The organism is Clostridia bacterium (assembly GCA_035628995.1).
GTDB lineage: Bacteria > Bacillota > Clostridia > Lutisporales > Lutisporaceae > BRH-c25.
The window spans coordinates 26422-48800 of the sequence record DASPIR010000030.1 but is presented as its reverse complement, the minus strand read 5'-3'; the positions used below and the strand labels follow the sequence as shown (position 1 = coordinate 48800).

At 39.6% G+C, this 22379-nt stretch carries 24 protein-coding genes; 4 read left to right on the top strand and 20 right to left on the bottom strand.

What is annotated here, in order from left to right; genetic code table 11:
• Positions 1-10: 10 nt before the first annotated feature.
• Genes VEB00_13720 through VEB00_13670 form a run of 11 tightly spaced genes read right to left on the bottom strand, consistent with a single transcriptional unit; the run spans position 11 to position 9573 of the window.
• Entirely contained in the window at positions 11-1165 is a 1155-nt protein-coding gene (locus tag VEB00_13720; GenBank protein ID HYF84074.1) for an acyl-CoA dehydrogenase family protein, read from the bottom strand.
• 28 nt (positions 1166-1193) lie between these two features.
• Positions 1194-1976 (bottom strand): enoyl-CoA hydratase-related protein, encoded by a 783-nt coding sequence (locus VEB00_13715; GenBank protein HYF84073.1) that lies wholly within the window; start codon positions 1974-1976, stop codon positions 1194-1196.
• A gap of 16 nt (positions 1977-1992) precedes the next feature.
• A complete protein-coding gene (locus VEB00_13710; GenBank protein ID HYF84072.1) occupies positions 1993-2844 on the bottom strand; it encodes a 3-hydroxybutyryl-CoA dehydrogenase in 852 nt (283 codons plus the stop codon).
• Between the two features lie 34 nt (positions 2845-2878).
• Positions 2879-4063: an acetyl-CoA C-acetyltransferase gene (locus VEB00_13705; GenBank protein HYF84071.1), complete on the bottom strand. Its 1185-nt coding sequence runs from the start codon at positions 4061-4063 to the stop codon at positions 2879-2881.
• Positions 4064-4098: 35 nt separating this feature from the next.
• Positions 4099-5535 carry a 4-hydroxyphenylacetate 3-hydroxylase family protein gene (locus VEB00_13700; GenBank protein HYF84070.1) on the bottom strand — a complete coding sequence of 479 codons (1437 nt, stop codon included), beginning with the start codon at positions 5533-5535 and terminating at the stop codon, positions 4099-4101.
• A 41-nt stretch (positions 5536-5576) separates the two neighbouring features.
• Positions 5577-5846: a hypothetical protein gene (locus VEB00_13695; GenBank protein HYF84069.1), complete on the bottom strand. Its 270-nt coding sequence runs from the start codon at positions 5844-5846 to the stop codon at positions 5577-5579.
• A 32-nt stretch (positions 5847-5878) separates the two neighbouring features.
• Positions 5879-6604, bottom strand: coding sequence for a flavodoxin family protein (locus VEB00_13690; GenBank protein ID HYF84068.1), 726 nt, complete (start codon positions 6602-6604; stop codon positions 5879-5881).
• Positions 6605-6639: 35 nt separating this feature from the next.
• Positions 6640-7527, bottom strand: a complete 888-nt coding sequence (locus tag VEB00_13685; protein ID HYF84067.1) for a thiamine pyrophosphate-dependent enzyme — start codon at positions 7525-7527, stop codon at positions 6640-6642.
• 2 nt (positions 7528-7529) lie between these two features.
• Positions 7530-8723, bottom strand: coding sequence for a pyruvate ferredoxin oxidoreductase (porA, locus tag VEB00_13680; protein ID HYF84066.1), 1194 nt, complete (start codon positions 8721-8723; stop codon positions 7530-7532).
• A 1-nt stretch (position 8724) separates the two neighbouring features.
• The gene (locus tag VEB00_13675) at positions 8725-9024 is read right to left on the bottom strand and encodes a 4Fe-4S binding protein (protein ID HYF84065.1); all 300 of its coding nucleotides are present in this window, start codon (positions 9022-9024) and stop codon (positions 8725-8727) included.
• Positions 9025-9573, bottom strand: a complete 549-nt coding sequence (locus VEB00_13670; protein ID HYF84064.1) for a 2-oxoacid:acceptor oxidoreductase family protein — start codon at positions 9571-9573, stop codon at positions 9025-9027.
• A gap of 590 nt (positions 9574-10163) precedes the next feature.
• Between VEB00_13670 and VEB00_13665 the strand changes: the two genes are divergently transcribed.
• From VEB00_13665 to VEB00_13650, 4 genes are all read left to right on the top strand, one after another.
• Entirely contained in the window at positions 10164-10811 is a 648-nt protein-coding gene (locus VEB00_13665; protein HYF84063.1) for a bifunctional 4-hydroxy-2-oxoglutarate aldolase/2-dehydro-3-deoxy-phosphogluconate aldolase, read from the top strand.
• Positions 10812-10823: 12 nt separating this feature from the next.
• Complete coding sequence (locus tag VEB00_13660) at positions 10824-11846, top strand: sugar kinase (protein ID HYF84062.1); 1023 nt, start codon at positions 10824-10826, stop codon at positions 11844-11846.
• Positions 11847-11850: 4 nt separating this feature from the next.
• Positions 11851-12246, top strand: coding sequence for a VOC family protein (locus tag VEB00_13655; GenBank protein ID HYF84061.1), 396 nt, complete (start codon positions 11851-11853; stop codon positions 12244-12246).
• A 129-nt stretch (positions 12247-12375) separates the two neighbouring features.
• The gene (locus VEB00_13650; GenBank protein HYF84060.1) at positions 12376-13164 is read left to right on the top strand and encodes an IclR family transcriptional regulator; all 789 of its coding nucleotides are present in this window, start codon (positions 12376-12378) and stop codon (positions 13162-13164) included.
• A gap of 111 nt (positions 13165-13275) precedes the next feature.
• On the opposite strand, the gene VEB00_13645 is transcribed toward VEB00_13650, so the two are convergent.
• The 9 genes from VEB00_13645 to VEB00_13605 form a co-directional block, all read right to left on the bottom strand.
• Positions 13276-15066, bottom strand: coding sequence for a methyl-accepting chemotaxis protein (locus VEB00_13645; protein ID HYF84059.1), 1791 nt, complete (start codon positions 15064-15066; stop codon positions 13276-13278).
• A 61-nt stretch (positions 15067-15127) separates the two neighbouring features.
• The gene (locus VEB00_13640) at positions 15128-15766 is read right to left on the bottom strand and encodes a dihydroxyacetone kinase subunit L (protein HYF84058.1); all 639 of its coding nucleotides are present in this window, start codon (positions 15764-15766) and stop codon (positions 15128-15130) included.
• Between the two features lie 14 nt (positions 15767-15780).
• Positions 15781-16782: a dihydroxyacetone kinase subunit DhaK gene (locus VEB00_13635; GenBank protein HYF84057.1), complete on the bottom strand. Its 1002-nt coding sequence runs from the start codon at positions 16780-16782 to the stop codon at positions 15781-15783.
• Between the two features lie 28 nt (positions 16783-16810).
• On the bottom strand, positions 16811-17710 hold the full coding sequence (locus VEB00_13630) for a dihydrodipicolinate synthase family protein (GenBank protein HYF84056.1): 900 nt from the start codon (positions 17708-17710) through the stop codon (positions 16811-16813).
• 165 nt (positions 17711-17875) lie between these two features.
• On the bottom strand, positions 17876-18637 hold the full coding sequence (gene kduD, locus VEB00_13625; protein ID HYF84055.1) for a 2-dehydro-3-deoxy-D-gluconate 5-dehydrogenase KduD: 762 nt from the start codon (positions 18635-18637) through the stop codon (positions 17876-17878).
• Positions 18638-18655: 18 nt separating this feature from the next.
• The gene (locus VEB00_13620) at positions 18656-19678 is read right to left on the bottom strand and encodes an alcohol dehydrogenase catalytic domain-containing protein (GenBank protein HYF84054.1); all 1023 of its coding nucleotides are present in this window, start codon (positions 19676-19678) and stop codon (positions 18656-18658) included.
• 36 nt (positions 19679-19714) lie between these two features.
• The gene (locus VEB00_13615; protein HYF84053.1) at positions 19715-20878 is read right to left on the bottom strand and encodes a pyridoxal phosphate-dependent aminotransferase; all 1164 of its coding nucleotides are present in this window, start codon (positions 20876-20878) and stop codon (positions 19715-19717) included.
• A gap of 15 nt (positions 20879-20893) precedes the next feature.
• Positions 20894-21598, bottom strand: coding sequence for an ABC transporter ATP-binding protein (locus tag VEB00_13610; GenBank protein ID HYF84052.1), 705 nt, complete (start codon positions 21596-21598; stop codon positions 20894-20896).
• Positions 21598-22368, bottom strand: coding sequence for an ABC transporter ATP-binding protein (locus VEB00_13605; GenBank protein HYF84051.1), 771 nt, complete (start codon positions 22366-22368; stop codon positions 21598-21600). The genes VEB00_13610 and VEB00_13605 overlap by 1 nt, the downstream gene beginning before the upstream one ends.
• Positions 22369-22379 lie beyond the last annotated feature (11 nt).

Below are 22379 nucleotides of genomic sequence, written 5' to 3'. Positions count from 1 at the left end.
TCCTTCCTTCTTATGCTTTAAAGTCTGATAGAGTATTCCCTGCAATAATCAACTGCTGAATATGGGAAGTTCCACCAGATGGGATAGACGCCAAAGCATCTCTCAGGAAACGGCCTACGGGGTATTCGTTGATAACGCCATAGCCTCCCATGAGATCCATAGTACGCTTGGAAGAGCGAACAGCCGCCTCTGAGGAATAGTACTTTGCCAGAGCAAAATCCGGTGTCGCTGGCTGTTTTGCATCCTTTTTGCCGGCAGCGAAGTATAATAACAGTTTAGCAGCTTCATAATCCGTACGAATATTGGCAACTTCAAGCTGAATAGCCTGCAGCTTAGCAATTGGCTTTCCATAAAGTACTCTCTCATTTGCAAACTTAACAGCTTCTTCTACACAGCCTCTGAGTATACCTACACATATTGCGCTCATTCCTGCCCTGCCCACTTCGCCAATAGCGGTCATACCAATCTTTGCACCTGCACCAGCTTTACCTATCAGGTTTTCTTCAGGAACCTTCACATCATTGAGAATTACATCGCCTGTAACAGAACCCCTCAACCCCATCTTGTGCTCCTTACGGCCTGCAGCAAATCCGGGTGTGCCTTTCTCTACAATGAAAGCACTTAATTGATTGCGTCCCTTTTCATCTTTGCCCGTTACAGTGGTTATTATATTTACATCTGCATTATGATTAGTAATAAAGCATTTGCGGCCGTTTAGCACCCATTGTCCATCTAACAGTTCAGCGGTAGTTTTCTGACCGGAAAAGTCGGAACCTCCACCAGGCTCTGTAACGGCTAATCCACCTAACTTAGTGCCGGCACAAAGCTCCGGTAAATACTTCTTCTTCTGATCTTCACTGCCAAAATCCAAAATGGCTGCTATGCCAAGATGATGAGTCATCATAGCAATGGCTAATCCACCAGAATGTCTGGCGATCTCCTCTATACAAATAGCTCTTTCTACGTGTCCCATCCCGGCTCCGCCAAATTCTTCAGGAACGAATATTCCGGCAATACCCATCTCACCCATTGCCGGGAAGAGCTCTATCGGGAAATAATCCTGATCGTCCCATTCAGCAGCTTTAGGAGCAATTTCAGCCTCTACAAACTCCCTTACTGCTTTGCGTAACATGTCCTGTTCCTCTGTAAATTGAAAAAACTGCATGTATATACCTCCTTCAATATATGCTCTATTATTTGTTTTTGAATTCTGCTGACCTTTTTTCTACAAATGCGCTCATTCCTTCAATTCTGTCCTCTGTGCCAAAGGATGTCGTATAAGCCTCAGCTTCATAAGCTATTCCTGATTTCAAATCAACATTCATTCCATTCTTTATGGCGTGCTTTGCCATCTTTATAGCAACAGGGGCTTTGGACATAATTACTTTTGCTATAGAAACCGCTGTGCTCAAAAGCTCTTCACCAGGTACTACCTTATCAACAAGTCCCAGCCTGAACGCTTCTTCAGCTGATATCATCTCCCCAGTAAATATCAAATACTTTGCAGCACCTTTGCCCACCAGCCTTGGAAGTCTTTGGGTTCCACCAAATCCCGGTATTATTCCGAGATTTACCTCCGGCTGTCCGAATTTAGCCTTATCAGATGCAACTCTTATATCACAGGCCATGGCAAGCTCGCATCCTCCGCCTAAAGCAAAACCGTTTACAGCTGCAATGACAGGTTTATCAAGGTTCTCAATTCTGTTAAATACTTCCTGTCCGAGTATTGTCATATCTCTGCCCTCTTGAATTGTCAAACCTCGCATCTCTGCTATATCGGCACCTGCTACAAATGCCCTGCCCTCACCCGTAATTATTACAGCCTTAACTTCCTTTTCCTTACCAGCTCTAAGAACTGCCCAGCCCAGATCGTCGAGGGTTTCAGTGTTCAACGCATTAAGGGCTTTTGGCCTATTCAGAGTAATAAACGCAATATTCTCTTCAACCTTGTATAAAATATTATTGTACTCTTCCATTATAACCCTCCCGTTTCTATTTATATTCATAGAATCCCTTTCCGGTCTTTCTACCTAAATATCCTGCTCTAACCATCTTTTTCAGAAGAGGACACGGTCTGAACTTTGGGTCTCCATACTCGCTGTGTAGGACCTCCATGACTGCAAGCAGCACGTCAAGGCCGATAAGGTCTGTGAGAGCAAGTGGTCCCATGGGATGGTTGCAGCCGTTCACCAAAGCTTTGTCTATGTCTTCGACAGTTGCAATACCTTCATCTAAAAGGTATATTGCCTCATTTAGCATAGGGTCAAGCAGTCTGTTTACAATAAAGCCCGCCTTATCCTTTGACACAACAGTGACCTTTCCCATCTTTTCCCCAATTTCTTTTGCAGCATTTAAGGTGGCATCCGACGTGTCATACCCTACTGTTATTTCAAGAAGCTTCATGACAGGTACAGGATTGAAATAATGCATACCTATAACTCTGTCAGCTCTTTTAGTAGCTGCTGCCAGTTCGGTAATTGAAATAGACGATGTATTACTTGCGATTATTGTAGTTTTTTCACATATTTCATCAAGGCTTTTAAATATGTTCTTTTTAATCTCTATGTTTTCACTTGCTGCTTCAATTGCAAAGTCACAGAACGCTGCATCATTTAGGCTTGTGGTAGTTTTCAGCCTAGCCATCGCTGCATTCTTATCTTCCAATGTTATTTTGCCCTTATCTACTAGTCTGGCAAGATTTTTATCTATCTTGTCAGCTCCTTTTTTTACAAAGGCATCAGATATATCGTGCATGGTCACATTATAGCCAGATATGACTGCTGTCTGGGCAATTCCAGAACCCATTTGCCCTGCACCAACTATGAATATATTTTTAGCTCCCATATTAACACTCCCTTCATTATATATAGACACGAAATTATTCGCAGAGTTCATATAAAGTAGCTATACCCTGTCCCCCGCCAATACACAAGCTGACAATTCCATACTTAACTCCTCTTCTTCGCATTTCGCTTATAAGAGTAATAGTAAGCCTTGCTCCCGTGCATCCTACCGGATGTCCCAGGGCTATGGCTCCCCCATTAACATTTACTATATCAGGATTCAATTCCAAATCCTTGACGCAGGCAACGGACTGTGCTGCAAATGCCTCATTTATTTCGAACAACCCTATATCTTCTTTTTTGAGGTTTGCTTTATTTAAGAGTTTCTGTATCGCATATACAGGCGCGTATCCCATGATTGCCGGGTCAACCCCTGCTGAAGCAGAAGCTACATACTTTGCTAAAGGCTGTAAGTTAAGCTTCTTTGCTTTATCCTTGGACATCATTATAACTGCGGCAGCTGCATCGTTTATTCCGGAAGCATTCCCCGCTGTAACAGTACCATCAGCCTTAAAAGCTGCCTTCAATTTCTTGAAGTCCTCTATTTTTGCATTCTCCCTGAATGTTTCATCCTTGTCAAAGACTATTGGGTCCCCTTTCCTTTGGGGTACAGACACAGGAACTATATCTGCATTAAATTTTCCGTCTTCCCATGCTTTAGCAGCAAGCAAATGGCTTCTTAAAGCGAATTCATCCTGCATCTCCCTTGTAACGCTGCATTTTTGAGCTACATTCTCCGCAGTGATACCCATATGGTAATTCATAAAGGGGTCAACCAGTCCATCATAGAGCATTCCGTCCAACAGTTCCGCATTCCCCATCTTATAACCAAATCTTGCATTATTTTGTATATAAGGGATTTTACTCATTGTTTCACATCCACCTGCAGCAACTATCTCATTGTCGCCAACCTGAATTGATTGTGCTGCAAGGCTTATTGCCTTAAGGCCTGTCCCACAGTTTTTATTCGGAGTAAATGCAGGAATTTCAACAGGCAATCCGGCATATATAGCTGCCTGCCTTGCAGAATTAGCCTTTATTCCGGCCTGAAAGTGAGTGCCTATTATAACCTCATCAATCATATCTCCCTGTATGCCCGAGCGCTTTATAGCCTCTTTAAGGGCAATTGCCCCAAGTTCCGGGGCGGATATGCCGCTGAGTGTGCCTCCGAATTTGCCTGTAGCAGTCCTTGCTCCGCTGATAATTACAACTTCATTCATAATTTGCTCCTCCTCTGCTTGAAAAAGAACCTTATCTATTCTTCTATCTTAGCCAATTTCTTTGCCAGTTTCTTTTTATGCTCCATATTGGATTCCCTATAAAGCATTATCCTCATTGCCTGCGGAGAACCTGCGCCATGCATCGATTCAGCCAATGCAGTACCGCCTGTCATGTTCTCAATCAGCCTTGCCAGCCTTATTCTGTGCTCAGTCGGGATATCCGGGTTTGCCTTTAAGTATTTATCAATATAACCTCTTGTCTCCGGGTTCTTATAGTCTGCTTCATAAGGAAGTGTTGCAATAAATCCGCCTGCGATGTCATGAGCAAGTCTTGATATTTCGTACATAGTTCTTGTACAATTTAACTTAACCGTATTTGCCAGTAAAGTATTTACATAATATGAACCTGCCGATGTCTTGCATCCTTCACATGAGCATGCAATTGAACAATTGTACATTGTCTCTGACAGGTTTATCATTTCTATTAATTTATCTTTTATATGTGAAACATTTGGTACCCCGTTGTATTCTGCCATAGTAGCAGCTGCTCCTATTATTACGTCTGCAACTCCAACCTTGCATCCACCATAGTTCTGTCTATGATAAGCAGCAAAGGTTTCTACATATTCCTGCGCATACTGGTATTCGCCACACATAAATACTCTATCCCAGGGGACAAAAACATCATTGAGAACTGTAAGGGTTTCTCCACCAACTATTGCATATTCAGAGTTTCCTGTGTCTATATCTCCAGTAAGCCTTCTCTGATCATTGGTCTGCCTTCCAAAAATATGAACTACTCCTGGGGCATCAACAGGTATAGCTGCAGCAACTGCATAGTCCTTGTCATCTGCTCCCAGATTGGTGGTTGGAAGTATTAACATTTCGTGAGAATTGACCATGCCTGTCTGGTGAGCTTTTGCGCCCCTTACCACTATGCCATCCTCTCTTCTTTCAACAATGTGAACATAAAGATCCGGGTCGGCCTGCTGTCCTGGTTTTTTACTCCTGTCACCCTTTGGGTCCGTCATGGAGCCTGCAAGCATAAGATCGTTTTCCTGAACATACTCAAGATATTTTATAAACCTTTCATGGTAATTAGTCCCATATTCCTGGTCAACCTTATAAGTTGTAATGAATGTAGAGTTCATTGCATCAAAACCAACACATCGCTGGAAGCATGTCCCGGTTTTTTGCCCTATCATCCTAAGCATCTTGACCTTTTTTATTAAGTCTTCCGTACTTTGATGAACCGATGTAAACCTGTTAATTCTCTTTCCCGTAAGATGCGATGTTGTCACCATTAAATCTTCATACTCGGGATCAAATGCAAGCTCATACGTCATAGCTGCAGAATTAACATGGGGTTTTGTCATCGGATGATCAACAACACTTTCAATTTTCTCCCCATTGCAGTATATTACCGGATGAAGCTGTCTTAAGCTTTCTAAATATTGTTCTTTTGTCTTCAAAATACTACCTCCTATTTAACGTTTGATTAGAATTAGTTATCTTATAGCTTTACAGACTTGATATACTTTATTACCTCTTCAATCTGTTCAGGGCTGCTTATCAGCATCGTTCCATATTTACTCTTATACTCGTCTATTTTTATACAGTCGGAACTACACCCACATATTACAAGGGTTACATCGGGAATTTCATTTTCATCGTAAGCTGCTAGATTAATGTCCAGCTTCTTATCTATGACATTTACAATTCCCTTCCTGTCATAGTTCGGGTTACATCCTCCACAATACTTGACCCTTACTTTAATATCCATACTCTCACCTTTTAACTCCAAATATCGCAGACCTACACTATTTTACCTATTATCCCATCCCACATCTTATTGTTTGTTTTCACAAAATCCAAAGGTCCGTCCATAATTCTCTGTTGTGCTTTTGACAATGTTTCCGGAGATATTGAGAGATTTTTTATAAATTCCTCACCACATCTCTCAATTCCATCCAGCACATCGTTTATCTTATCTTCATATTTTTTAACATATGTGAGTGAGTGGGATTCAGGTCTCAGCAACTGGCCTGTTAAATTGATATTGAAGTTACGGGATATTCTGCGGAAGGTTTGGATTAGTGCATCAAACTGCTCTAGCTCAGGCATCGCGCAGGTGCTTATGACAAACAAGGACTTTGGCTTCTCGTCCCTTATTTTGTGCTTGACCCCAATATCATCATATTCAAAATATGGCTCCATGACAGGCAAGAGCCTCTCCCAAACCTTTTTGATGTAGGAAGACATCGTGTCTATGTAAACCGGAGTTGCAGCTATTATTACATCAGAGCTTCTATACTCCTCAATTATTCTTTCCATATCGTCTTTGATGCAACAAATCCCAGGAGTTTTAATCCAGCAATTAAAGCAACCCTTGCAATTCTCTATGTTTTTACCCGCGAGGTATTCCATACATATCTCAATTGAGGGATCAGCCCTTTTCATACCCTTAATAAATCTATCAACTACCATCCCTGTAATCCCTTTACCCTGTCTGAAACTACCCTGAAATATGAGTAAACGCATTTCTGATTCCCCCATCATCTTCCACTTTTGCTATGCTATTTCAACCAGTTTTCCCTAATTAACTCCCATTCCTTGTTCCTATACTCTTCAATGGCTCTTATATCATCATCTTTTAAATGTTTGAACCTTTTTTGTTTTATCAGGTACTCTTTTACGGGTTTCAGTGTTTTGGGCACCATATTCATTTTAACCTTTCCATTCTCATATTCAGCAAGATACCATAATCCACACTCTACTAGCATTTTTCCTATCTCAACTGTCAATTCCGACGGAAATCCCCATCCTGTAGGGCAAGGAGCTATCACATGTATATAGGCAGGACCTCTTGTGTTTTTAGCTTTTTCTACCTTATTCATAAAATCCATCGGATATGAAGAGCATGCAGTTGCAGCATATGGAATCCTATGAGCAATCATTATTTCGAACATATTCTTTTTAGGATGCTTTTCTCCAATTGAAACACTACCTGATGGAGTGGTTGTCGTCGTAGCACCATAAGGAGTCATCCCGCTTCGCTGTACTCCGGTATTCATATATGCTTCGTTGTCATAGCATATATAGATGATATCGTCACCTCGCTCAACAGCGCCGGACAATGCCTGTATGCCGATGTCAGCAGTACCTCCGTCACCTGCAATACCAACAACATTTACATCCTTTATTCCAAGAGCCTTTAAACCTGCTGCCATTCCGGACAGCACTGCACCAGTTCCAGGAAAGGCCATTGTAAGTGACGGCATTGAATAATTCATCTGGGGGTATTGAGTTGTAACTGTTGACATACAACTTGCCGGAAGGGCTATAACAGTTTTCTCACCCAAAATTTTTGTAGCCAGTCTCCCCACTATTCCCATTCCGCATCCCGGGCAGGCTTTATGTCCATACAAATACTCTTTGTCTGTGAGGTCTTTTACACTTAACATTCTTACCACCTCAATCCTATAAATTGTAATTCCTCTTCGTCCATACCATTTGAAAGGTTTAATAGTTTATTGTACATTAGCTCTATATCTTCTTTTCTAATATCTCTTCCAGCTATCCCGGCAATAAAATCTATCACCTTAGGGCTCTTGCATGAATCGTACATTGCAGACTTAACCTCAGAGCCAACTGCACCCTCATACCCAAAGGATAAATTCCTGTCTATTATTCCTACAGCCTTAACCCTTGATTTCAGTTCTTTAAAATACTCTCTGGGAAATGGTCTATAGAACCTTAACTTAACAAGTCCAACTTTTAATCCTTTATCTCTCATAAGATCAACTACTATCCTTGATGTACCCGTAACGCTTCCTGTTGTAACCATTACTACTTCCGCATCATCGCATCTATATTCTTCAATCATGCCCCCATGATATCTTCCAAACTTTTCTCCAAACTCTCTGCTGATATCTTCAATGACTTTCTTCGCATTCATCATGGATTCATGCTGCTGATATCTGAATTCCATATTCCATTCAGTTGAAGCACTCATACAATAGCTTCTTGGGTTATTAAAATCCATTGCATTTTTTGAAACAAAGGCCGGCAGGAATTCATCTACTTCCTCCTGTGGTGGTATGTCAACAAGTTCGTAAGTATGTGTGTTTACAAACCCATCGAGGTTTACCATAACCGGAATATAAATATCTTTATGTTCTGCAAGCCTGTAAGCCTGGATTATCATATCCAAAGCTTCTTGTCCATTTTCTACATAAACCTGAATCCAGCCTGTATCTCTCTGGGCTATGGAGTCTCTCTGGTCGCCGAATATATTCCAAGGTGCAGCCAGAGTCCTATTAGCATTCATCATTACTATGGGGAACCTGCTCCCGCTTACATAATGAAGCATCTCATGCATATATGCGAGTCCTTGTGACGAAGTCGCTGTAAATGCTCTGGCACCAACAAGAGAGGCTCCCATTGCAGCAGCCATTGCACTGTGTTCACTTTCTACATGTACATACTCACAATCCATAAGGTTATTTGCCACAAATTCAGAAATTTTCTCAACCACTATAGTCTGGGGAGTAATTGGATATACAGATACTACTTTAGGTCTGCACAACCTGGCACCATAGGCGACTGCTTCATCACCATTCAAGAATTCAAGGTTTGAACTTTTTGTTATGCTCGACATACTATTCGCCCTCCTTAACCATGGTTATTGCATTTTTGGGACATTCATATGCACATATTCCACAGCCTTTACAGAAATTATAATCTATCTCAAGAGACCCTTTTTCCTTGTCAATGACGCCGTCCGGGCATAAAAGCCAGCACCTTAAGCACATTATGCATTTGGAGTTGTCAAGAATAGGTCTCTCCACCCGCCATCCTGCATTGGGCTCTATAATGACACCTGATTCTGAGCTTGGTCCAAAAGGCATATCGTCTTTGCATTCCGGCATTTTGTACTTGACTATTTGAGGCTTTGCCATCTATTTCACCCCCCGCAGTGTATTATAGGCTCGTAGTACAGCTCTTTTATTCTTCTCTCTCAGATTCTCCGACATTCCCTTATCAATAGCCTTTAATACTGATTCGATACTAACAAAGTCTGCAACTGCCGCCAGTGCACCCATCATAGTAGTGTTGGTAATTGGAGCTTTTAGCTCTTCCTCTGCAATATCCGTCGCATTCAACGTTATAACCTTAAAGTTTTCTTTAAAGCCAAAGCTTTCCGGACTTGACTTTGAATTGATGAGAAGTATGCCACCCTCTTTTAAACCGCTTGTAACATTTACGACCTCCATGAGTGTTTCATCCAGTACAACTACATAGTCACACTCATATACCTGGCTGTGGTCACCTATTGGTTTATTATCAACTCTGGTAAAACCGAGTACAGGTGCTCCTCTTCTCTCTGGACCAAAAGAAGGAAATGCCTGCGCATAGTTATCACCAAAAACTGATGCTGCTAGTCCCAATAATTTAGCAGCCGTAAAGCCGCCTTGTCCACCTCTTGCATGCCATCTTACTTCAATCAATCATATTACCTCCTTTATAACCTTAATAATATTTAGAAAATAGTTTTCATATTTACTCGACCTATATCTATGTTTTATCATTAAAGCCGCCACCCAACTTTCACATTATGATATCTGTTTTTATTTTATCAATTTTTAATAAATATGTCAACGAAATTTGCTCCCAAAATACAACTGAGTATTAATATATTTCCCGTTAAATCCCATAGTTCTGTGCATATCCTATGTCACATTTAGGGTTTAAGCCATTTGGTGCATTAAGTAAAATGCTATAAAAGTATGAGCCGTTTTCACATCGTGACAATTGCTTTTATTATTGCTATTATTCCAATTTTATGAGATAATTATATGCATAAGTGTAATTATACTTAAGGGCAGTATTTCATATTATCTGAGCTTATTCTATTTCATTTATCAAAAATATTAAAAATGTGCTATATTATAGTAGCTATTAAGCATTAAATCTCTGGGATTTAATCTAAGCATCTCGGGTAATATGATAACGTATGAAATCATTTTTCATAATGTGCAAATATGTTTCCTACTGTTTTCAATATAATTAATATAAATAAAAATAATGAGGTGATACTATGGAAAGAATTAATACAATCATGAGGATAGCTAACGAAGGCATAGTAGCGGTTATAAGGGCAGAATCCAAGGATCAGGGACTTAAAATAGTCGATGCAGTCAAACAAGGCGGCATAAAGACCCTTGAAGTTACGATGACTGTACCCGGTGCTATAGATATTATTAAGGAAATAACTGAATACTACAAAAATGAAGATGTAATAATCGGTGCGGGTACAGTACTTGATCCTGAAACTGCAAGAGCCTGCATCCTGGCTGGAGCTAAATATATAGTAAGTCCCAGCATAAATCCTGAGACAATAAAACTCTGTAACAGATACAGGATACCCGTGATGCCAGGCATAATGACCGTAAAGGAAGCTATTGAAGCTTTGGAACTTGGAGCAGAAATTTTAAAAATATTCCCCGGAAGCGCATTTGGTCCTGATATCATTAAGGCATTTAAGGGACCTCTACCTCAGGGTAATTTCATGCCTACAGGTGGTGTAAATCTCTCAAATGTAAAGGATTGGATAAAGGCTGGAGCTATTGCAGTAGGTACAGGTGGAGATTTGACGAAAGGTGCTAAGACCGGAGACTATGCTCTTGTCACCCAGACTGCAAATGCATTTGTTGAAGCTGTAAAATCTGCAAGGCTAAATAGATAGGGGGAATTTTTAATGAAGAAAATAGTGACCTTTGGAGAGATGATGCTGCGCCTTGCACCTGTTGGATATGATAGGTTCGTGCAGGCGAAAGAATTTGGAGCTGTATACGGTGGGGGAGAGGCAAATGTTGCTGTATCTCTTGCAAACTACGGGAAAAATACTTACTTTGTAACCAAGCTTCCAAAACATGAGATTGGGCAGGCTGCAGTAAACGAGCTTAGGCGCTACGGAGTAGATACCCAGTATATTACCCGAGGCGGAGATAGAGTTGGCATATACTTCTGTGAAAAGGGAGCATCTCAGAGGCCTTCGAAAGTAATATATGACAGAGCTTGTTCTGCCATTTCCGAAGCAAAAAAAGAAGACTTTAATTGGGAGATGATCATGGAGAATGTGGAGTGGTTCCACTTTACAGGAATTACCCCTGCCCTTAGCGACAATATGGCCGCGATTACAATGGACGCCATACTTGCAGCAAAAAAAGCCGGAGCTACAGTCAGCGTTGACTTAAATTACAGGAAAAAACTATGGTCTACAGAAAAAGCGGGCAAGGTTATGGAAGAGCTCGTAAAACATTGTGATGTAGTGATAGCAAATGAGGAAGATGCAGAAAAGGTATTCGGAATAAAAGCAGAAGGCACAGATATAACAGGAGGAACCTTAAGTGACGAAGGTTACAAAAAAGTTTCTGCCGAACTCGTTTCAAGATTTGGTTTAAAATGTGCTGCCATAACATTAAGGGAGAGCATAAGTGCATCGGAAAACAATTGGTCTGCGATGTTATACGACGGGACTAATTTCTATAAATCCAAGAAATACTCCATCCACATTGTCGATAGAGTGGGCGGCGGCGACTCCTTTGGGGCAGGACTCATATATGGTTTGACTTCGGGGTATGATATGCAAAAGTCCTTGGAGTTTGCAGTTGCAGCATCCTGTTTAAAGCATACCATAGAAGGAGATGCCAATCATGTGTCTATAAGCGAGGTTGAATCCCTTATGGAAGGAGACGCATCAGGCAGGGTGCAGAGGTAGGGGTATGAGTATGATAAAAGGTATTGAGCATATTGGAATTTGTGCAGAAGATACCAGCTCTTTGAAAGACTGGTATGTAAAGCTTTTTGGGTTTAAAGTGGTATACGAAAACAATAAGACTCCTAAATCCTACATATTATATATAAATGACGGCAGCATGATAGAGATTTACCCTGCCAGTGAGGATTCAAAAATCTCCAGTAACAAGATTAAAGGCATAAGACACATAGCTTTAATAGCCGATAACTTTGAAGAAATGTGTGAGACTTTAAAGGATAATTGTGTGGAAATAATAGAAGAGGCAAAAGTTTCAGCATCAGGAGTTAAGACTATATTCTTTAGAGACATAGAAAACAATGTTCTCCATTTGATTGATAGGCCGAACCCTCTTGCTCCATAGACAATATTAGAGATGGATTTGTAATAAATTAGTAAAAGTATATATTGTTTAATTTTATATAATCATTTATAATATTATCTGTTCAATACGTTTTAGAATATATCCTAATTCTTTTGGGAGTTGAGTAATGTGAAGATATCTACTGAGGACAAGTTCTATATACAATCAATTAACAGAGCGCTGACTATTGTTGATGTGATTGGTAAATCTAGTGATGCGGGATTGACCCTTACAACCATCTCAAACCAGACTAAGCTCCATATAAGTACGGTTTACAGAATACTTCAGAACTTAATTTCATGGAACTACGTGAAGGAAGGCGAAGGTGGTATATACACCCTTGGTTATGAACTAATCACATTAGGCAATATAGCTAAAGAAAACATAGGCATACGAAATGTAGCACATCAGTTCCTGGAAGAACTGGGTGACTCAACCAAGGAAACCATATATCTAGCAATACTTGATGAAATAAATGACCAAGTTATGTATATAGATAAGATAGACAGTAAAGGTAATATAAAGCTAGCTGCAGGGATAGGCTCCAGAAACAGTATTCACTCAACTGCCAATGGCAAGGTTTTGGTTTCTGCTTATAGCGACGAAAGAATAAAAAGCATGTTAGCAGCCTCGGGTATGCCTACACACACTGATTCAACTATAACTGATGTCGAGACATATTTAAATGAAGTAAGAAAAGTAAGAGAAGAGGGCTATGCCATCGATAATCTTGAGAATGAGCCCGGGGTGAGATGTGTTGCTGCACCTATATATGACTACAGGAAAAAGATTATTGCATCCATAAGCTTATCAGGTATATCTTCTGCTATAACCCTTGAAACTATTGAAGACAAATATAAACAGATGGTCATTGAAACTACTGAAAAGATATCAAAGGAATTGGGATTCAGGAAATAATCAAATTTTATCGAAAGTAGCACAAAAAGGCTGTTGACCTAATATGTCAACAGCCTTTTTGTATAGATTTACCAAAGAGAAGTAAGTAGGTTATACAGCATAATTACTCTGCTATTTAATCTTGAAGATAGAAACGGTTGTATCAAGTTCAGCTGCAAGTGTTGCAAGAACAGATGCCTTGTTTGATATTTTCTCCAAGCTTGCAGCTTGTTCTTCTATCGCCAAAGAAACCTCCTGCACGCTTGAAGAGCTGTTTGCAGCAGATTCCAGTATTTCTCCGGTTGCTGAAACTACCTGTTCTATCCCTGCGGTTATCTGTTGGACAGCTGAACTTACCTCCTGCACCTGAGATATTATACTTCCAACGCCCTTTGATATTTCATCAAAAGATGAACTAGCTTGGCTTACAACCTTTGTCCCCGCATATACTTCTGATGCTTCGCCTTCAATTATGTTAACTATCATCTTGATTTGATCATTCATAGCCTTTATTGTATCAGATATTTCGTGTGCAGCAGAATTTGACTGCTCAGCAAGCTTTCTGACCTCATCTGCTACAACAGCAAACCCTCTCCCCTGTTCTCCCGCCCTTGCCGCCTCGATAGCTGCATTAAGCGCCAAAAGGTTGGTTTGACTTGAAACGTCAGTTATCATGCTTAATATAGCCTGTACTTTTTGGGACATTCCCTCAAGTGATTTTACTGCATCTACCGAATTCTTTGAACTTACATTGATCTTCTCCATTTGATTGATTACATCTGCAAGATCCTTATACCCTTTATTGGATAAGTTGCTCAGTTCCTGTGCATTATTATTGACAAATTGCATATTAGCAGCGATCTGCTCTATTTCTGCCGAAGTTTCTTCCATGGCACTTGATATGCTATCTATGCTAAATTTCTGGTTTTGAATACCCATTGAAACATTCTGTATGGAAGCCAGTATCTCCTCCGAAGTAGAAGATGCAGCCTCACTTCCTGCCATGAGTTCCTGTGCAGAAGCGGCCACCTCATTTGAGCTTCCCATTGTTTTTTCTACAACTCTCTTAAGATTGCCGAGCATTTTACTAAATGATATTGCCAAGTCGCCTATCTCGTCCCTATTCTTAACATTTATTTCCTCTACAGTCAAATCCCCTTCAGCAATTTTTTCTGCACCTTTTGACAATTTAACTACAGGTTTTGATATTACTTTTGAAATATATAATGCCATTAGTATCGATACTATAATTGTGATAAGAGTTAAAAATAACAGATTTTTAATAATGGATTGCCCATTGGCAGTTTGCTCTGCATTTCCCTTATCCAATAAGCCTTCTGCCAGTCTCACAATCGTATCAGCACTTAGGCCAATATCCTCCAATGTCTGGGCCCCCTTGCCATTTAGGACTTCAATTACCTTATCATCTTCTTTGTTTTCCAGCAGTGCCTTTATTTCATCAACTAGGCTGTTATATTCAGAATTTGCATTTGACAGTTCCTTTAGAGCATTTTTACTTTCATCTGAAACAAGCAGCTTTTCAAGGTAATACTTACTTTCATTGAAAGAATTGTCATACTCGGCTATCATGTCCAGATTCTTTTTGTCACCGCCTATAATAAATTTATTAAGGGCTAACACCTTTTTAAGTGCATCTGACTTCATGCTTTCAGCCATTATTACGCTCTCTGTTGTTTCATTAATAAGCTTTTCATATCCCAGATTTAAACTTTTAATTGTACTATATGTATAAAATGTAGCCATCGAAAAAATAATTACAACTGCCAGGAACCCTAGAACTATTTTTTTTCCTATAGTTAATTTAATCTTTTTAAACTTTACTTTTTCGGACTTTACCTTTATGGGCTTGACTTTTGGGGGCTTAATTTTTTCTGACTTGATTTTTCTAAATTTAATTTTCATATTACACCACCTAAAATATATAATTTTTATAAGTTATATACTTATAATATTTTTGCTAATATCACTTTAAAAAATAGTCATATATGCCTTTGAAAATATGCATGCCAGCAGTTGCTCCCGGATCCTGCCTTCCTATAGTCTTTTCTCTGTATACTGCTGCCTTTCCATGAACTGCTTGCATGGCTTTTGTGTCCTCCACGCCTTTCTTTGCTCCTTCATAGGTCATGCAGAATATATCCAATAAAGACTTACCCTCGCTAACAGCACGTTCACAGCCTTCATAAGCGGGATATAAAGAGTCCAGTATTGTCTTCTCGCCTCTTTTGGCTTTACCCCTTTGTTCTATTCCTTCAATTGCACTTTTTATCATTATAGGAATATCATATTTATCAATGCACTGCTTGCCTTTCACTGCATCACCAGATTTTATTATGCCCGTTGCTATAAGTGTTCCCATGGTAGAAGGTGCAGCTGCTGCCATGGCAAATCCTGACTTTTTGAGGAAAACGCCAATATCACTTTCCGACTCAAGCTTACTGAAATTTTCACATATTTTTTCAAATCCCGCTGTCATTGTCAGGCCTAAGTCTCCATCTCCCATTGCAGAATCAAGACTCAACAGCTCACCTTTCTGCTTCACAATTTCATTCCTAATCCCATAGAATATCTCAATTAAATCGTTCTTCTTAATACAATCCATAGTTTATTCCTCCGTTATAGTTGCTTGAAGAAAGGTGAATCACAAGGCACATCTATAAATCTTTTGAGTTCATCATCCAATTTAAGAAGAGATATGGACATACCTGCCATTTCCATCGAAGATGCAAATTCGCCAACATAAACCCTGTGTACTTCTATTCCTTTATCTTTTAATGTGAGATAAACTTTTCTGTATATAATATATAATTCTTCAAGAGGAGTAGCCCCTAAGCCATTAATTATTACAGCTACTTCATCTCCGCTTTTATACTCGAAGTCGCTGAATATATGATCAAGCATTACATTAACGGTTTCATCAGCCGTCATAAGCTTTCCTCTGTTAATTCCAGGCTCACCATGTATACCCATTCCAATTTCCATTTCATCATCACCTATTGTGAATGTTGAATGTCCAACTTCAGGGATTATACATGGAGTTAATGCTACACCCATCGTTCGAGTATTATCCACTGTCTTCTGTGCAATTCTTGCAACTTCTTTAAGCGATGATCCTTCATCTGCGCAAGCTCCAGCTGTCTTAAAGGCAAATACCAACCCTGCAACTCCCCTTCTTTTATTCTCTTCACCTTTTATCGAAGAAGCAGCATCGTCATTTCCAAGAACCTGAATAGTCTTTATTCCGTCCATGTCTGCCATTTCCGAGGCCATATCAAAGTTAATTATATCTCCTGTATAATTTCCATATAAATAAAGAACTCCACTGCCTTGATTTACTTTCTTTGTGACCTCATATATTTGTTCTGAGCTTGGAGATTGAAATACGCCGCCTACTGCTGCACCATCTATTAATTTATTACCGACATAACCTAAAAATAAAGGTAGATGACCCGAACCCCCGCCGGTCATAATACCTACTTTATCTTTTCTAGTCTTATCTGCTCTGACAAGACACCTTAAGTCGTTATTTACATATTTCAGCTTTTCAGGATGTGCATAAAGTATGCCTTCTATCATTTCATCCACAAAGTCCTTTGGATTGTTAATAAATTTTTTCATCTTAGCACCCCTTATTTATTATTTTTGACTAACTTAATGCAATCTCCAGCACTTTCTTTAACCTCTCAATATTCTCATTGTCTAGTTCTCCAAGGGGTCTTCTCGGCTTGCCGGCAGGCACTCCCTGCATATTAACAGCCGCCTTAAATATCTCAAGCCAATGGGGTTTTTCATTTACCTTCTCATATGTAAGATAATTAACGAATGGCATAAGTTTATTCATTACTGCTCTGCCTTTTTCAATGTTATGTTCAACTGCAACGGCATCATAAATTTCTCTGCACTGTTTGGGTAAAGCACTCAATATTCCTGATAACCAGCCATCAGCTCCTGCAGCGATACCCTCAAAACCTGCATAGTCGTGTCCATAAAATACTTTTAATTTATCGCCGCATTCAAATTTTAGTTCATGCACTCTTGCCGGATCACCATTGGCAGATTTTATTGAACTTACTACACCTTCATCAACAAGCTGTTTTACATCTTTAGCATTTAATTCATAACCTGCAAACCATGGATTATTGTAAACCATTATAGGTATATTTATAACCTCGGATAAAGCTCTATAATGATTCATCGCAGCCTCCTTATAAGGCTTCAGATAGTATGGTAATATGACCATTACTCCATCAGCTCCAACAGCCTCAGCATATTTGCTAAGCTCAATTGTAGCACTGGTAGTGTATCTGCCGGTTCCTACATATACCGGTACCTCTCCTGCAACAGTCTTTACAGTAAGTTCAATTATTCTCTTCTGTTCTTCCATAAGCATGGTAATATTCTCGCCAGTACTTCCGCAAGCGGAGATCGAGTGAGCACCATTGTCCAATAACCATCTTAAATAGCGTTCCATTCCTTTTTCATCAAATGTTTCATCCTCGTTCCAAATGGTTAACGCAGCTGGCATTATGCCGTAAGGGTTTTTCATATCTCATCTCTCCCTTTCTGAATTTTACTTTTTGTGGTCATTTATATTCCATATTATCCAAGAACCATTCTATATTTGTAATCCTAAGTAAAAATGAGTAAATGGATTTTATCTCCATATACTCACTCTTTATAGTACAAATCCCGTTTTTTCATTTATTAATAATTATCTTCCTAACCATCCACCGTCAACAGCTAATGTGAAGCCATTTACATAAGAAGATGCATCTGAAGCCAAGAACACTGCAGCACCCTCAATGTCTGAAGGAGTACCCCACCTTCCTGCAGGTATTCTTGCTAGAATTGATGTACTTCTATCCTCGTCAGCTCTCAGAGCCTTTGTATTGTTAGTAACCATATATCCAGGGGCTATTGCATTTACGTTAATGTTATCTGTAATCCACTCATTGGCAAGAGCTCTGGTCAAACCCATGACGCCGCTTTTGCTTGAGGTGTATGCAGGTACAATAATACCGCCCTGATAAGATAACAAAGAGGCAATATTAATTACCTTGCCGCCATTACCCTGCTTTATAAACTGTCTTGCAACAGCCTGGCTTAGAAAGAACAATGTCTTTAGATTTGTATTCATTACATCGTCCCAGTCTTTTTCAGAATAATCTATTGCCTTTGTTCTTCTAATTATTCCAGCATTATTTACAAGTATATCAATATGCCCATATTCCTTCACGGATTCCTCTACTATTCTATCTATTGCTTCAAGTGTCATTAAATCAGCCGAAATAGGTAAGAACTTTTTGCCTGCAGCTTCCACCATCTTCTTTGTTTCACTCATATCGCTTCTGCCTACTCCAACTATATCTGCACCGGCTTCAGCAAGTCCAACCGATATCCCCTGGCCTAAACCTGTGTTGGCACCTGTTACTATGGCTACTTTGCCATCAAGTTTAAATAAATCGAGTATCATAAATTGTCCCTCCCCAAACTATAGTTTTATTACTATCTTAGATAGGTTAACTCCACTTGTCATCATATCAACAGCTTCGGGTATTTCCTCCAAAGTCATAACATCGCTTATAAGTCTCTTCAAATCGAATGTATTATTCTTTATGATGCTCTTTTCCACTTCAACAGTATCTATAAAGTCTTGCATTGAATATACCCTGCAGCCTATTACTTTCAGTTCCTTGAATATTATAGGCATATGGTTATATTCATAATTTCCGCTGCAGAAGCCTACATGAACCATAGTTCCTCTTATCTTACATGCAGCAAGTGCTGATGCAACCCCTGCCTTTGAGCCTGTGACCTCATATACAACGTCAAATCCATCACCATCTGTGAATTCTTTAACTTTCTCAGGCATATTTTCTTCAAATGCATTTATTGTATCAAACCCAAATTCTTCAGCAAGTATAATTCTTTTCTTATTTCCTTCGGATACAACAACCTTTGATGCTCCTGCCAACTTTGCCATCAGAGCTACAACCAACCCTATTGGACCTCCCCCTACTATCAAAGCTGTCTGGCCTACTTTTAATTCCGATCTTCTCACAACATGCAGCCCAACTGCCAATGGTTCCGTTAACACTGCAATATCCATTGGTATATCATCAAGCTTAACCACTTTGTCGATATTCACTTTAACATATTCTGCAAATCCACCGTCAACATGGATACCAAGCAATTTTAAATTACTGCATACATGCCAGTTACCATTTCTGCATGCTACACATTTGCCGCAGCTCAGAAGTGGCTCCACTGTGACTTTATCTCCAACTTTAAGGTTTGAACCCTCTCCGTTTATTTCTGCAATTTCTCCTGCTATTTCATGGCACATAACCATCGGAGCCTTTGCTGTTGCATGATGTCCATTATAGATATGTACATCAGAACCGCATACACCTCCATAAATCACTTTTATCAAGCACTCTCCAGGCTTTATCGAAGGCTTCTCTACCTCCATTATTTCAAGCTCTTTCCATTTCTTTAAAACTGCTGCTTTCATACTGATCTCCCCTCTAGTCAAAAATTAATGATGTTTCTATTTCAAGCCCTCAACAAAAGCTTTTATTCTTCTCAATCCCTCTTTTATCTTCTCTTCGGAAGTAGCATAAGATATCCTGATGAAGCCTTCTCCAGCTTCTCCGAATCCTGATCCCGGCACAACTACAACACCAGTTTTCTTTAGAAGCTGAACAGCGAATTCCTCTGATTTGAGGCCAGTTTTTGTAATATTGGGGAATGCATAGAATGCACCCTTCGGGCTTATACATGATAGTTTTTCTATACTATTTATGCCCTCAACAATTAGTTTTCTTCTTATTGCATACTTATCAATCATGTATTTGAGATAATCCTGAGGGCCTTCTATAGCCTCTATTGCACCATACTGGGAAGATGTGTTTATGCAGGATACTACGTTTTCATGGAGCTTTATCATATCCTGTAATATTTCTCTGCATCCTGCAGCATAACCTATTCTCCAACCAGTCATTGCATAAGACTTTGAGAAGCTGTCTATTATAACTGTTCGCTCCTTCATGCCGGGTAATGATGCAATGCTTATGAACTCTGCATCGTCATATATAAGATGTTGGTATACTTCGTCGGTAATTACTATCAAATCATTTTCTATTGCAATTTTAGCAATCTCTTCCAGTACTTCTCTTCCAGCAACGCCACCGGTTGGATTTGCCGGAGAATTGATAAGTATTGCTTTAGTTTTTTTATTGATTGCTTTTCTGACATTATCAGGGTTATATACAAATCCGTCTTCTTCATATACTTTTACAAATCTCGGTACTGCTCCACACATCAAAACCTGTGAAGGATGGTTTGTCCAGAATGGATCGGTGACTATGAACTCATCTCCCGGATCTAGTATCACCATCATGCTGAGCATCAGTGCTTCCATGCCCCCTGCAGTTATCATAATTTCAGTTTCAGGATCTATTTCAACATTATTTTTTGTTTTGAGTTTTTTGGCTATGGCTTGCCTTAAAGGTAGGATGCCGGCATTCGGCGTATAGTGAGTCTGTCCATCCTGAAGAGCCTTGCATGCAGCATCTATAATATTCTTCGAAGTGACAAAATCAGGTTCTCCAAGAGCAAAGCTAACCGTATCAGTCATTCCGCTTGCCATATTAAACATTTTTCTTATTGTAGAACCCTGAATCTCCCGGGCTATTTTTGATACCTGTATCATATATATAACCTCCTATTATGCACCAAGATAAGCCTTCTTGACATCTTCATTGTTAGCAAGCTCGTGAGCTGGCCCTTGCAGTACTATATTTCCCGTTTCGAGCACATACGCTCTGTTTGCAATTCCGAGTGCCATATAAGCATTTTGCTCGATTAGGAGTATTGTAGTCCCCTGATTGTTTATCTCTTTAATGATTTTAAAAATCTCTTCAACCACTATAGGTGCAAGACCCATCGAAGGCTCATCCAAAAGCATTAGTTTGCCCTTTGTCATTAGCGCTCTTCCTACAGCAAGCATCTGCTGTTCACCGCCGCTTAGTGTACCGGCAGACTGGTTTTGTCTCTCTTCAAGTCTTGGGAACAGCTCAAATACCCTTTTTATATCCTTTTTTATGCCATCAATGTCTTTCCTGAGATTTGCACCAAGTTTCAAATTTTCTACAACACTTAGGTTTGCAAATATTCTTCTTCCTTCTGGTGAATGGGATATACCCAGTTTTACAATATCATGGGGAGGCATTTTTGTTATCTCAGTTCCCAAGAACTTTATAGAGCCACTAGCTGCAGTCTCAAGCCCTGATATTGTCCTGAGTGTAGTCGATTTTCCAGCTCCATTAGCCCCTATCAGAGTAACAATTTCTCCTTCTTCTACTTCAAAAGAAATACCTTTTACCGCTTTTATTGCTCCATATGAAACATGTAAATCTTTAATTTCTAAAATCATTCTTTATGCCCCCCTCCCAGGTATGCCTCAATAACCTTAGGGTTATTTTGTATCTCAGCAGGCTTCCCTTCGGCTATTGTTTCACCAAAATCCAACACCTTTATCCTGTCTGCTATATTCATAACAACACTCATATGATGCTCAATCAAAAGTATAGTCAGATTAAACCTTACCTTGATGTCCCTTACCAAGTTCACAAGGTCTTCCATCTCATTGGGGTTCATACCTGCAACCGGTTCATCCAGAAGCAGAATCTTTGGGTTTGTTGCAAGAGCTCTTGCTATTTCAAGCCGTCTTTGTTCCCCATATGGCAGATTCTTCGCTAATAAATCAGCCTTTTTATCCAATTTGAATATTTCGAGAATATCCAATGATTTTCTTTCAAATTCATCTTCAGTAGCGTTAAATTTCTTTGTCCTAAAAAGTGCTTCTCCAAAGCCATATTTCATTTGAAGTGTATATGCAATCTTTATATTATCAAGTACACTGACATTACTAAATAATCTTATATTTTGAAATGTCCTGGCTATTCCTCTCTCAGTGAAATCATGGGGCTTTAGCCCTACAATACTCTTCCCATCAAGACGAATATCGCCTTCCGTAGGTTTATATAATCCTGTAAGCATATTAAATACTGTAGTTTTACCTGCTCCATTTGGTCCGATTATCGCCACCAGTTCCCCATGTTCAAGAGAAAGGTTGAAATTGTTTACCGCTTTTAGCCCACCAAATTGTATGGAGAGATTTTCTACATCAAGCAATGCCATTAGTGTTTACC

Coding starts and splice junctions, on each gene's coding strand:
- VEB00_13605 (HYF84051.1), bottom strand. CDS start 22,368: ATGGCATTGCTTGATGTAGAAAATCTCTCCATACAATTTGGTGGGCTA.
- VEB00_13720 (HYF84074.1), bottom strand. CDS start 1,165: ATGCAGTTTTTTCAATTTACAGAGGAACAGGACATGTTACGCAAAGCA.
- kduD (HYF84055.1), bottom strand. CDS start 18,637: ATGATACTCGATTTATTTAAACTTGATGGCAAAGTAGCCATAGTAACA.
- VEB00_13665 (HYF84063.1), top strand. CDS start 10,164: ATGGAAAGAATTAATACAATCATGAGGATAGCTAACGAAGGCATAGTA.
- VEB00_13675 (HYF84065.1), bottom strand. CDS start 9,024: ATGGCAAAGCCTCAAATAGTCAAGTACAAAATGCCGGAATGCAAAGAC.
- VEB00_13705 (HYF84071.1), bottom strand. CDS start 4,063: ATGAATGAAGTTGTAATTATCAGCGGAGCAAGGACTGCTACAGGCAAA.
- VEB00_13630 (HYF84056.1), bottom strand. CDS start 17,710: ATGAAAAACCCTTACGGCATAATGCCAGCTGCGTTAACCATTTGGAAC.
- VEB00_13695 (HYF84069.1), bottom strand. CDS start 5,846: ATGGATATTAAAGTAAGGGTCAAGTATTGTGGAGGATGTAACCCGAAC.
- VEB00_13640 (HYF84058.1), bottom strand. CDS start 15,766: ATGGATTGTATTAAGAAGAACGATTTAATTGAGATATTCTATGGGATT.
- VEB00_13620 (HYF84054.1), bottom strand. CDS start 19,678: ATGAAAGCAGCAGTTTTAAAGAAATGGAAAGAGCTTGAAATAATGGAG.
- VEB00_13715 (HYF84073.1), bottom strand. CDS start 1,976: ATGGAAGAGTACAATAATATTTTATACAAGGTTGAAGAGAATATTGCG.
- VEB00_13685 (HYF84067.1), bottom strand. CDS start 7,527: ATGTTAAGTGTAAAAGACCTCACAGACAAAGAGTATTTGTATGGACAT.
- VEB00_13660 (HYF84062.1), top strand. CDS start 10,824: ATGAAGAAAATAGTGACCTTTGGAGAGATGATGCTGCGCCTTGCACCT.
- VEB00_13690 (HYF84068.1), bottom strand. CDS start 6,604: ATGCGTTTACTCATATTTCAGGGTAGTTTCAGACAGGGTAAAGGGATT.
- VEB00_13710 (HYF84072.1), bottom strand. CDS start 2,844: ATGGGAGCTAAAAATATATTCATAGTTGGTGCAGGGCAAATGGGTTCT.
- porA (HYF84066.1), bottom strand. CDS start 8,723: ATGTCGAGCATAACAAAAAGTTCAAACCTTGAATTCTTGAATGGTGAT.
- VEB00_13615 (HYF84053.1), bottom strand. CDS start 20,878: ATGATACAGGTATCAAAAATAGCCCGGGAGATTCAGGGTTCTACAATA.
- VEB00_13635 (HYF84057.1), bottom strand. CDS start 16,782: ATGAAAAAATTTATTAACAATCCAAAGGACTTTGTGGATGAAATGATA.
- VEB00_13645 (HYF84059.1), bottom strand. CDS start 15,066: ATGAAAATTAAATTTAGAAAAATCAAGTCAGAAAAAATTAAGCCCCCA.
- VEB00_13655 (HYF84061.1), top strand. CDS start 11,851: ATGAGTATGATAAAAGGTATTGAGCATATTGGAATTTGTGCAGAAGAT.